We start from the raw sequence: 11,499 nt of genomic DNA on the forward strand, positions 1-11,499 counted from the left end.
GAGCGATCCGGGGCCTTTTTTATTGGGCGCCGCAGGGGCTCAGCCGAAGGTCTTGCGCACGCGCAGGAAGAAGATGCGGCCAAACTCCAGGTTCTGGGTGTCGGTATAGGCCAGGGGGGCGGTGGTGCGGGGGCCGGAATAACCCTGGTTGATCCGCACGAAGTTGCGAGCCGTCAGATTGTCGATCTCGGCGCGCAGCGTGATGTCTGGCCGCGGCTTGTACTCGACATAGGTGATCACGAAGGTGCGCAGCTTGTAGGTCTCGACCTCCGAGAACCGGTAATAGGTCTCCCGCCATGCGCCGTAGGCTTCCAGGCCCCATTTGACGCCCTTGGCCGGGAGGTCTTGGCTGAAGGCCAGTTCCCAGTCGATCGGGTGCTGGCCAGACTTGCGCCGCGCCTTGCCGGTGGTGGGATCGGTAACCTCCGAGCGCGTCCATGTGCCTTCGCCCTTCAGCAGGCCGCCTTTGACGCCGAACTTCTCCAGCGGCAGGTTCAGGGTGACGCTGACCGAGTCGTCGGTTCCATCACCGATATTGGCGGGCGAATCATAAACGTCGCCGCTGGCGGTAAAGATCGGCGCGCGGTCGATCACGTCGGTCAGTTCGGCGTGGCGCAGGGTCAGGGTCGCAACCCCATCCTTCCAGAACCGGCGCTCGAGGGTCAGCTCGCCGTTCCACGACTGTTCGGGATCAAGATCCGGATTGCCTGCCCGGACCTGGCCCGTGGTCAGGGCCGAGTCGGCGACGAAGTCCCCGAAGTCCAGCTGGCTGACCTTTCGCTCGATACTGGCGCGGATCTGGGTCTGGGCGATCGGAGCCCACGAGATTGAAAGGCGCGGTTTTAGGAACTTCAGGTCCTTTTCCAGCGCCACGTCGCCGGTCGAGCTGATGGTCGACTTTTCCAGGCGCAGGCCCGCCTCGGCGGTCAGTTTTGGCGTGGCCCGCCAGGTGCCGGTGACAAAGGCCTGGGCGCGCTTTTCCTCGACATCGACATTGGCCGAGGGCAGGGCGACGGCTAAGCCGTTCTCGGCATAGGCGGTCTTGCCCTCCAGGGTGTTGATCGCCGTCTCGGCTCCGCCCTCAAACGAGAGGGTGGCGGTGGGGCGGAATTTCCAGACGCCGCGAACGATGTCTTCCTTGGTCAGGCTGTGCTGGCCGAACTCGGCGACGAAACCGCCCGAGCGGAAGTCGGCGTCGAACTGCTCGTCTTCCTCCTGATGCAGGAACACGGCCTCCAGCGAGTTGCGGGGGCCCAGGTCGCGCGTGTAGCGCAGGCCGATCTCGCGCTCGTATTCGTCGTTGAAGTTCTTCTCGATGTCCGTTCCGGCGGCCGACTTGTCGACCTGCTTGAAGCTGAAGCGCTCGCTGTTGTAGCGGCCGTTGATCCGCAGCTTGCCGCCATAAAGCGGCGTCTCATATGAGCCGCTGGCCAGGTTCTGGACGCCGTCGCCGTCGGCATCGACCTCGCCCACGCGCACGGGAACACCCGAGGCGTCGCGGCGCACGCGCGTGCCGTCGCCGGCCCCGTCATCGACGAAGCCGCCATAGACAAGGGTGCCTTCCAGGGTCTTGCCGTCGAAGCGGGCCGAGCCTTCCAGGCGCGCGCCGGGCAAGTTTCGGCCATCATAGACCGCTTTGTTGGACACCGCGGCCAGGCCCTTCATGCTCGTGCCGGTCTTCAGGACCACATTGGCGACCACGGTCTTGCCCTGCATGTCGATGCCCGGCGCGCCGCCACGGATCAGTTCGACGCGCGCGACTTGCGAGGCGGGCAGGCGGCCCAGCACGTCCTGCAGGCGGTCGCTCTTGGACGAGGGCCGCTGGCCGTCGATCAGCACGTTGCCCGCCGCGCCGTCGAGGCCGCGCACATCGGCGCCGCCGTCGAAGCTGAAACCCGGCACGCGGGCGATCAGGTCGAAGGCGCTGTTGGGCTGGTAGGCGTCGAAGAAGGCGCGTTCATAGACGATTACGCCCTGGGTCTGCGCCGCCTGGGCGGTGGTCGCGGCGGCCTGGGCCGCCAGATAAAGTTCGAACACGCCTGTTTCCCCCGGGCACGACAGCCAGCCGACCGTGGTCGTGCGTGACACGCAGGAAAAGTTACAACCTTGAAATGTAGATTAAATCGGCGACAGGTTTCTTGACTGGCGAGTGAAGGTTCCTAGACCGCCGTGCCGCCCACTGTCAGACCCGTGATCTTCAGCGACGGCTGGCCGACGCCGACAGGCACGCCCTGGCCGGACTTGCCGCAGACGCCGATGCCGGGGTCGAAGTCGAAATCGTGGCCGATCATGGTCACCTTGGTCAGGGCGCTGGGACCGTCGCCGATCAGGGTGGCGCCCTTGACCGGGGCGGTGATCTTGCCGTCCTCGACGAGGTAGGCCTCGGTGCACTGGAAAACGAACTTGCCGTTGGTGATGTCGACCTGGCCGCCGCCGAAATTGGCGCAGTAGAGGCCGCGCTTCATTGAGGCGATCATCTCGGCCGGATCGTCATTGCCGGCCAGCATCCCGGTATTGGTCATGCGCGGCATCGGCATGTGGGCGTAGGACTGGCGGCGGCCGTTGCCGGTGGCGTGCATGCCCATCAGCCGCGCGCTCATCCGGTCGTGCATATAGCCTACGAGAATGCCGTCCTCGATCAGGATGGTGCGCTCGGTGGGGGTGCCTTCGTCGTCGACGGTCAGCGAGCCGCGACGGCCGGTCAGCGAGCCGTCGTCGAACACCGTAACGCCCTTGGCGGCGACCCGCTCGCCGATGCGGCCGGAAAAGGCGCTGATGCCCTTGCGATTGAAGTCGCCTTCCAGGCCGTGGCCGACGGCCTCGTGCAGCAGCACGCCGTTCCAGCCCGAGCCCAGCACCACGTCCATCTCGCCAGCGGGGCAGGGGACGGCGTCGAGGTTCACCAGCGCCTGGCGCAGGGCCTCGTCGACCTGGCCCTGCCACTTGTCGGGACTGATCCAGGCAGAGAAGCCGGCGCGGCCGCCCGCCCCGGAGGAGCCGCTCTCGCGCTTGCCGTCCTTCTCGACCGTGACTTGCACATTGACGCGAACCAGCGGGCGGACGTCGCGAACCAGCTTGCCGTCGGCGCGCAGGATCTCGACGATCCGGCGCTCACCCATCATCGAGGCCATCACCTGGACGACGCGCGGATCGCGAGCCCGGGCGAAGGCGTCGATTTCCTGAAGCAGGGACACCTTGTCGGAAAAAGCCGGCGAGGCGAGCGGATCGTCCTCGCCATAGAGCCGCGCGTTGGTGGCGCGGGGACCTTCGGCGCTGACGCCGGCATAGCCGCGCTTGGCGAGGCTGGCCGAGGCTGCCGCCCGGCCGATGGCGGCTTCGGAAACCTCGGCGGCGTGGGCGTAGCCGGCCGTCTCGCCCGCCACGACGCGAAGGCCGAAGCCCTCGCCCGAATCATAGGAGGCCGATTTCAGGCGGCCGTCGTCGAAGACGAAGGCTTCGCTCTCGGATCGCTCGACGAAGAGTTCGCCGTCGTCGGCGCCGGCCAGGGCCTCGCCAAGGATCTTGCGGGCGCGGTCGGGATCGACGCCGGCGGCGTCGAGCAGGGAGGGGGCGGAGATCGGAGCGTTCATGGCCTACAGGTAGGCGCTCGAAGCCGTTCCGTCACCCCGCCCCTTTGTCACCCCTCCTCTTTAAGCGGAGGAGCGCAGCGCCCGATTTCAGTAGGAGTGCCGCACCGACCCCGACCCGGTGACGTTGCTGACGACACTGGTGGCTTCGCTCTCCAAGCTCACATCGCCGCTGCCGGTGATGTCGATCTTGACCTTGTCGCTGGGTGAGATCTCGACCCCGCCGCTGCCGAGGATCGCCACGTTGGCGTCCTTCGTCTTGAGGTCTTCCAGATAGGCCGAGCCCGAGCCGTTGGTCTTCACTTCGACGGTGTCGACGCGGCCATTGGCCGAGACGTCGCCGCTACCGTCGATGGTCACCGACAGGCTGGACTGGTTGAAGCCCTGGATCTCCAGGTCGCCGGAGCCCGACAGTTCGAAGCGACGCACGCCGGGGGCGGTGACGACGATCCTCAGCCGGTCGGAGCCACTTTGGACGCGGATGCCGTGGCGGTCGATGGTCAGGCTTTCGCCCTCGATATTGTCGGCCACGTGGATGGACCCGCCCTCAATGGTCAGGCGGTCGACCATCGACTTGGGGCCCGTGACCTCGATCTTGCCGACCGGCCCCTGGATGAATTCCACGTTCGATGGCACGTCCAGCTTCAGAAAGTCGCCGCCGCTCCAGGCGAACTCGCGGCTGACGGTCGGCGAGGGCGTGGAGCCCTTGACGGTGACATGGTGGCTGGAGCCGCCGACCTTGACGTCGAAATCGGCGTCCTCGTCGAAGGGAATGGTCCAGCCTTCCTTCATGATGGTCGGACCGGCCAGGGCGGCGACCCCAGCGAAGCAGCCGAGCATCAGCACGAAGCTGGCGCCGGCGATGATGAGCGCATTACGGATCATGACGGCCCCTCAGCCTTGGTTTTCGATGGCCGGCTTGAGCAGCCGGAAGTGCAGTCGGGCGTACCAGACGACCGCGTTGAACAGGCCGACCGTGGCCAAGGTGAGCAGTGCGCCGAGGAAGGTCGCGCCGGCCATCAGGCCCACGCCGGCCAGGAAGGCCGTCATCGGTCCGCCGGGAGGCGCGGCCAGCGGCCCCATGGCGAAGACGAAGCCGCCGGAGACGAAGAGAGCGACGACGGCGACCAGGAAACCGAAGATCGTGGCCAGCACCCCCATCAGCAGGGGCAGCAGGAACATGATGTCGATGGCTCCCAGGCCTATCAGGGCGATGATCGCGGCGCCGGCGTTGGACGGTGACTTGGTCTCCTCCCACCGCTTCAGCCCCGCGTCGGCGCGCAGTTCGCGAGCCAAGCGGTCGGGATCGCCCAGGGCGGCGGCGGCCTCGGCTTCGCTGCGGCCTTCAGCCAGGGCGTCGGCGAAGTGGGCCTCGTGATCGGCGACGATGTCGGCGATTGTGGTGGGCGCCAGGCCGGAGAGACCCCGGCGCAGCCTGGACATGAACTCGCTTTGAGTCATGGGACGGGTCATGCGGCGGCTCCCAGTATGGCTTCGACGGCCGTCGTGAAGGCGGCCCATTCGGCTTTCTGTTGCGTGAAGCTGGCGCGACCAGCCGACGTCAGGCGGTAATATTTGCGCGGCGGACCGCTCTGGGATTCGACCAGATAGGTCTCCACCAGGCCGTCCGATTGCATGCGCCGCATCAGTGGATAAATTGTCCCCTCCCCCATATCGATGTCCTTCGCGAGCTTGCTTGCGATCTCGTAGGCGTAGCTGTCGGCTCGCGACAGCAGGGCCAGCACGCAGAGCGCCAGCACGCCTTTCTTCAGTTGTATTTCAATGGCTTCCGGCACGTTGTCCTCGCCGCGGTTGATGCACTCTTCTACGGCAAGGTACTGAGTGGTGCAAGGTACCTGTCAATGAATGTTACGTAATGATCCTGAGCCCCTGAGCGGACCTTGTTGAAAGTCGCTCGCAGCTGGGCGCCGGAGCCGTTGCGCTGGTGGGTTTGGCGGGGGTTTCAGGCGCTTGGCAACCGCAGGCGATGCGCGTATGCAGCCAGCGGAATGGTCAGTCGGGCGGGCGCGACCGCGACTCTCTTCTTGAGTCGATTGCGCGACACCGTGGTCTTGGCTGTAATGTGCATGTCGGCGCGACGTGACGTTGATCAGGTCAAATGATTGACGTCGGATCGCCGCCGAAACGGGCCGTGAGGAATATGAAGGCGCAATTTCAGGGGATTCGGCGGATGTTGACGGGCGCTAGCGCCCTCGCCGCTACGGTGATGTTCGCGGGGCAGGCCCTCGCTGAGGATCTACTGGGTCAGCCGACGCCGGGGGCGATCGACCTCCAGCCGGCCGCTTCGGTGCTCAAGCACGATGCGATCTGGTTCCACAATGTGATCCTGATGCCGATCATCACGATCATCACCTTGTTCGTGGCGGGTCTGCTGGCGTGGATCGCGATCCGCTACAACAAGAAGGCCAACCCGATCCCGGCCAAGTTCAGCCACAACACCACGATCGAGATCATCTGGACGGTCGTGCCTGTGATCATCCTGATGGTGATCGCGATCTTCTCGTTCCGGCTGCTGTTCGCCTATAACGACATGCCCAAGCCTTACATGACGGTGAAGGCCACGGGCTACCAGTGGTATTGGGGCTATGAGTATCCCGACCAGAAGATCAGCGAGATCATCTCCCTGCCGCTGACCCAGGCCGAGGCTAAAGCCAAGAAGGTTCCCTACCTGCTGGCCGCCGACAAGCCGCTGGTCGTTCCGGTCAATCAGGTGGTCCGCGTGCAGGTCACCGGCGCCGACGTGATCCACGCTTTCGCTTTGCCGGCCTTTGGCCTGAAGACCGATGCCATTCCCGGCCGACTGAACGAAACCTGGTTCAAGGCCGAGAAGGTCGGAACCTATTACGGCCAGTGCTCTGAGCTGTGCGGTGTTGAACACTCGAACATGCCGATCGAGATCAAGGTCGTATCGCAGAGCGAATTTGACGCCTGGGTGCTGTCCAAGACCGCGCCGCCGCCGTCTACCGCCCCCGTTGCTGACGCCGCCGCTCCGGCTGCTGTCGCCACGCCGGTCGCCGCCCCCGCCTCCACCCCGGCTGCGGCGCCCGCCGCGCCGGCGGTCTAAGACACGATTGCAGGATTAGTCCGATGGCTTACGCCGCAGACACCGATCATCACGACGCAGCGCACGGCGCTGACGACAAGCCGCCCTTTTTCCAGCGCTGGTTCTTCTCGACGAACCACAAGGACATCGGCACCCTCTACATCCTGTTTGCCATCATGGCCGGGATCGTGGGCGGGGCCCTGTCGGGCCTGATCCGCTGGGAACTGATGGAGCCGGGCATCCAGGTGTTCTCCGACACCGGCGTCCTGGCCCAGATGGGTCTGTTCAAGGGCAAGCACGGCTACAACGCCGTGGTCACCGCCCACGCCCTGATCATGATCTTCTTCATGGTCATGCCCGCCATGATCGGCGGCTTTGGCAACTGGTTCGTGCCGATCATGATCGGCGCGCCGGACATGGCCTTCCCGCGGATGAACAACGTCTCGTTCTGGCTGCTGATCGCCGCCTGGATCCTGCTCTGCCTGTCGATGTTCGTCGACGGCGGTCCGGGCAACGGCTTTGGCGGCGGCTGGACGATCTATCCGCCGCTGTCGACCATCGGCCACAAGGGTCCGGCCATGGACCTGGCGATCCTGTCGCTCCACCTGGCCGGCGCCTCGTCGATCCTGGGCGCGATCAACTTCATCACCACGATCTTCAACATGCGCGCGCCGGGCATGACCCTGCACCGCATGCCGCTGTTTGCCTGGTCGGTGCTGATCACCGCCTTCCTGCTGCTGCTGTCGCTGCCCGTCCTGGCCGGCGCCATCACCATGCTGCTGACCGACCGCAACTTCGGCACCCACTTCTTCGATCCGGCCGCCGGCGGTGACCCGGTGATGTTCCAGCACCTGTTCTGGTTCTTCGGTCACCCGGAAGTGTACATCCTGATCCTGCCAGGCTTCGGCATCATCAGCCACATCGTCTCGACCTTCTCCAAGAAGCCGATCTTCGGCTATCTGGCGATGGCCTACGCGATGGTCGCCATCGGCTTCGTCGGCTTCGTCGTGTGGGCTCACCACATGTACACCGTCGGCATGAGCATCAATCTGCGCGCCTATTTCGTGGCCGCGACGATGATCATCGCCGTTCCGACCGGCGTGAAGATTTTCTCGTGGATCGCCACGATGTGGGGCGGTTCGATCAGCTTCAAGACGCCCATGCTGTGGGCGATCGGCTTCATCTTCCTGTTCACGGTCGGCGGCGTCACGGGCGTCGTCCTGTCCAACGCCGGCATCGATTACAGCCTGCACGACACCTATTACGTCGTGGCCCACTTCCACTACGTGCTGTCGCTGGGCGCCGTGTTCGCCATCTTCGCCGGCTTCTTCTACTGGTTCGAGAAGATGTGGGGCGTGAAGTACAACGAGTTCCTAGGCTGCCTGCAGTTCTGGATCATGTTCGTCGGCGTCAACCTGATCTTCTTCCCGCAGCACTTCCTGGGCCTGCAAGGCATGCCGCGTCGCTATGTCGACTATCCGGAAGCCTTCGCGAAGTGGAACTACGTCTCGACGGTCGGCTACATGATCACCGTCGTCGGCGTGATCGTGTTCCTGATCATCCTGATCGAGGCCGCTGTCCGCCGCCGCAAGGCCGAGGCCAATCCGTGGGGCGAAGGCGCCACTACCCTGGAATGGACCCTGTCCTCGCCGCCGCCGTTCCACCAGTTCAGCGAGCCGCCGGTGATCAGGGAAGACGATCACCGCTGATCGCTTCGCCAGAGCATGGCAGCCGAAAGTGGATGCCGGTTTCGGCGCCTGCCATGCTCTAGATGTTTAGATTAGAGCCTGTTTATCCCCGCCGAAGGCGGCGTGGACAGGCTCTAGACCAAAGCCTGAAACGCGGGGGCGCGGTCTGGACCACTTAAGGGTCCGGGCCGCGCCCTTCGCCCATCAAGATTGCTATAATCCCGCACGATGTCGAAGACCGCCGCCATGACCCCGGAAACCGCCCAGCCCCAGACGGCCCCCGAAGCCGCCCGCTGGCAGGATTTCTTCCAACTGCTGAAGCCGCGCGTCATGTCGCTGGTGGTGTTCACCGGCCTGACCGGCCTGCTGGCCGCGCGCGAGCCCATGCACCCGGTGCTGGCCGCCGTTGCGGTGCTGTGCATCGCCGTCGGGGCAGGGGCCTCAGGCGCCCTGAACATGTGGTTCGACGCCGATATCGACGGCCTGATGCGCCGCACGCGCGGCCGCCCCGTGCCCTCGGGCAAGGTGCGCGGCGACGACGCCGCCGCCCTGGGCGTGGTGCTGGGCCTGCTGTCGGTGATGCTGCTGGGTATGGCCGTCAACTGGCTGGCCGCTGGCCTGCTGGCCTTCACCATCATCTTCTACGCCGTGGTCTACACCATGTGGCTCAAGCGCTGGACGACCCAGAACATCGTGATCGGCGGCCTGGCCGGCGCCCTGCCGCCCGTCATCGGCTGGGCCGCGGCCACGGGCTCGGCTCCGCTGAACGCCTGGCTGATGGTGGCCATCATCTTCCTGTGGACCCCGCCGCACTTCTGGGCGCTGTCGCTGTACATCACCACCGACTACGCCAAGGCTGGGGTTCCCATGCTGCCGGTGGTCAAGGGCGCGAAACACACCCGTCTGCAGATCCTGATCTACAGCCTGATCCTGATCCCGGTCTGCCTGTCGCCCGTCCTGACGGGCTTGGGCGGTCCGATCTATCTGGCCGTCTCTGGACTGGGTGGGGCTGTGTTCCTGCTGCTGGCCTTCCGGGTGTTCCTGAGCAAGGCCGGCGACGCCGCCGATCCGCGCGCCGCCGACCGCGACCTCTATGAGGTCGCCGAGGATGGCTCTTCTTCACCGGAGGAGGCGGCCGGCGCCAAGGCGGCCCGCAACCTGTTTGCCTTCTCGATCCTCTATCTGTTCGTCATGTTCGCCGCCCTGCTGGGCGAGGCGGTGTTTGGCGTCAAGGCTTTGGAGCTTCTGCAATGAACAAGCTTGTCGAGGACAACGCCGCCGGCAAGGCGCGCAAGGGGCGCAATATCGCCCTGGGCCTGGGCCTTGTGGCCTTCGTCATCCTGGTGTTCGTGGTTACCGTTGTGAGGCTTGGCGCCAATGTCGCAGACCGTCCCTTCTGATCCCGCCCCCGGTCCCAAGGATCTGATGGCCAGGCGCAATGCGCGCGTCGGCCTGATCTGCGCGGCTGCGTTCTTCGGCATGGTCGGCGCGGCCTATGCCTCGGTGCCGCTGTACAAGCTGTTCTGCCAGATGACCGGCTTCGACGGCACGGTGCGCAAGGCCGACCTGGCCCCGACCAAGGTGCTGGACCGCAAGGTTACCATCCGGTTCGACGCCAATATCCGTAACCTGCCCTGGGAGTTCACCACCGAGCAGACCAGCCAGGACATCCGCATCGGCGATACAGGCCTGGCTTTCTTCAAGGTCACCAACAAGAGCGACCGGGCGATGACTGGCCGGGCCATCTATAACGTGGTGCCGGAACAGGCGGGTCCCTACTTCCAGAAGCTGGAATGTTTCTGCTTCAGCAACCAGACGATTCGGCCCGGCCAGACGGTCGAGTTTCCGGTCGTCTACTTCGTCGATCCGCAATATGTCGACGACCCCGAGACCAAGGGTAAGGGCGATATCACGCTCTCCTACACCTTCTTCCCGGCGGTCGAGGACGGCTCGGCGCAAAAACAGGCGGTTTCGACTACGCCTCGCATCGTTCAACCCCTTGGCGGCGCGCCGTCGAGAGGGCTATAGCGTTCAGCACGGAGCGTTTCGGCGGGGGGACCTGGTCGGCGCGCTTGAAGCCTGTCCCTTTGGAATCTGCCCAAAGGAATAAAACGGGCTTCAAAACTTTGGGTGAGGGCGTGATGGCCGCCGAAACCGGCGACCACTTTCGGCTATCACGCTCTAGAGGGAATAAGGGTTAGCACCAACATGGCCCACGGCGCCGTCAAACACGATTATCACATCCTGCCGCCCAGTCCGTGGCCCCTCGTGGGCTCGATCGCCGCCACCGTCATGGCCATCGGCCTGATCGGCTGGGTCAAGGGCGTGCTGGGCATCGAAAAGGGCAACTGGGCGATCTTCGCCGCAGGCTTCGCTGGCGTGCTCTACACCTTCTTCGGCTGGTGGCGCGACGTGGCTAAGGAAGCCAAGGCCGGCGACCACACCCCGGTCGTCACGATCGGCCTGCGCTACGGCATGATCCTGTTCATCGCTTCGGAGGTGATGTTCTTCGTGGCGTGGTTCTGGATGTTCTTCGAGATGGCGTTGTTCCACGAACACCGCACCTTGTCGGCGATCGAGGAAGTCCGCACCGCCTGGGCCAGCTGGCCGCCGGCCGGCGTCGAGACCGTCTCGCCCTGGCACCTGCCGCTGGTCAACACCTTGACCCTGCTGCTGTCAGGCACCACCGTGACTTGGGCGCACCACGCTTTGCAGGTCGGTGATCGCAAGGGCGCCAAGTGGGGCCTGATCCTGACCATCCTGCTGGGCGCGCTGTTCACGGCCATCCAGTTTTACGAATACGCCCACATCAATCATGAACAGCTGTTCTATTCGGAAGCCGCCGTGAATTCGGGCCTCTATGGCTCGACCTTCTTCCTGGCGACCGGCTTCCACGGCTTCCACGTGTTCGTCGGCACCCTGTTCCTGATCGTCTGCCTGATCCGCCTGCAGAACGGCGCCTTCACCCCCAAACAGCACTTCGGCTTCGAAGCTGCGGCCTGGTACTGGCACTTCGTCGACGTGGTCTGGCTGTTCCTGTTCGCCTTCATCTACGTGATCTTCGGCGCTTCGGCCCACTAGATCCAAACTTCCGAGGGGCCCGGAACGCAGACCAGCGTTCCGGGCTTTTTCATTTTTGGCTTCCACTCACGCCCGGCGA

11 protein-coding genes are annotated in these 11,499 nt (G+C 64.8%); 6 read left to right on the top strand and 5 right to left on the bottom strand.

The genetic code is table 11. The features are described from left to right. Positions 1 to 39: 39 nt before the first annotated feature. The 5 genes from ACP69S_RS02255 to ACP69S_RS02275 all read right to left on the bottom strand — a co-directional run bounded on the left by ACP69S_RS02255 (position 40) and on the right by ACP69S_RS02275 (position 5,383). Complete coding sequence (locus ACP69S_RS02255; protein WP_425994450.1) at positions 40 to 2,037, bottom strand: TonB-dependent receptor plug domain-containing protein; 1,998 nt, start codon at positions 2,035 to 2,037, stop codon at positions 40 to 42. Between the two features lie 122 nt (positions 2,038 to 2,159). Further along, positions 2,160 to 3,590 carry a metalloprotease TldD gene (tldD, locus tag ACP69S_RS02260; protein WP_425994452.1) on the bottom strand — a complete coding sequence of 477 codons (1,431 nt, stop codon included), beginning with the start codon at positions 3,588 to 3,590 and terminating at the stop codon, positions 2,160 to 2,162. An 87-nt stretch (positions 3,591 to 3,677) separates the two neighbouring features. Then, positions 3,678 to 4,472, bottom strand: coding sequence for a GIN domain-containing protein (locus tag ACP69S_RS02265; protein ID WP_425994454.1), 795 nt, complete (start codon positions 4,470 to 4,472; stop codon positions 3,678 to 3,680). A 9-nt stretch (positions 4,473 to 4,481) separates the two neighbouring features. Further along, the gene (locus ACP69S_RS02270) at positions 4,482 to 5,048 is read right to left on the bottom strand and encodes a DUF1700 domain-containing protein (RefSeq protein ID WP_425994989.1); all 567 of its coding nucleotides are present in this window, start codon (positions 5,046 to 5,048) and stop codon (positions 4,482 to 4,484) included. An 8-nt stretch (positions 5,049 to 5,056) separates the two neighbouring features. Then, on the bottom strand, positions 5,057 to 5,383 hold the full coding sequence (locus ACP69S_RS02275; RefSeq protein ID WP_425994456.1) for a PadR family transcriptional regulator: 327 nt from the start codon (positions 5,381 to 5,383) through the stop codon (positions 5,057 to 5,059). A 365-nt stretch (positions 5,384 to 5,748) separates the two neighbouring features. Here ACP69S_RS02275 and coxB point away from each other — a divergent pair, with 365 nt between their 5' ends. From coxB to ACP69S_RS02305, 6 genes are all read left to right on the top strand, one after another. After that, entirely contained in the window at positions 5,749 to 6,672 is a 924-nt protein-coding gene (gene coxB / locus ACP69S_RS02280; protein ID WP_425994458.1) for a cytochrome c oxidase subunit II, read from the top strand. Between the two features lie 23 nt (positions 6,673 to 6,695). Then, positions 6,696 to 8,360, top strand: coding sequence for a cytochrome c oxidase subunit I (gene ctaD, locus ACP69S_RS02285; RefSeq protein ID WP_425994460.1), 1,665 nt, complete (start codon positions 6,696 to 6,698; stop codon positions 8,358 to 8,360). 207 nt (positions 8,361 to 8,567) lie between these two features. Beyond that, positions 8,568 to 9,593 carry a heme o synthase gene (gene cyoE, locus ACP69S_RS02290; protein WP_425994462.1) on the top strand — a complete coding sequence of 342 codons (1,026 nt, stop codon included), beginning with the start codon at positions 8,568 to 8,570 and terminating at the stop codon, positions 9,591 to 9,593. Beyond that, positions 9,590 to 9,739, top strand: a complete 150-nt coding sequence (locus tag ACP69S_RS02295; RefSeq protein WP_425994464.1) for a hypothetical protein — start codon at positions 9,590 to 9,592, stop codon at positions 9,737 to 9,739. The genes cyoE and ACP69S_RS02295 overlap by 4 nt, the downstream gene beginning before the upstream one ends. Beyond that, the gene (locus tag ACP69S_RS02300) at positions 9,717 to 10,367 is read left to right on the top strand and encodes a cytochrome c oxidase assembly protein (protein WP_425994466.1); all 651 of its coding nucleotides are present in this window, start codon (positions 9,717 to 9,719) and stop codon (positions 10,365 to 10,367) included. Before ACP69S_RS02295 ends, ACP69S_RS02300 begins: the two co-directional genes overlap by 23 nt. Positions 10,368 to 10,547: 180 nt before the next feature. Then, positions 10,548 to 11,420, top strand: a complete 873-nt coding sequence (locus ACP69S_RS02305; RefSeq protein ID WP_425994468.1) for a cytochrome c oxidase subunit 3 — start codon at positions 10,548 to 10,550, stop codon at positions 11,418 to 11,420. Positions 11,421 to 11,499 lie beyond the last annotated feature (79 nt).

It is taken from the genome of Caulobacter sp. DWR1-3-2b1 (genome assembly GCF_049895765.1).
Classification (GTDB): domain Bacteria; phylum Pseudomonadota; class Alphaproteobacteria; order Caulobacterales; family Caulobacteraceae; genus Caulobacter.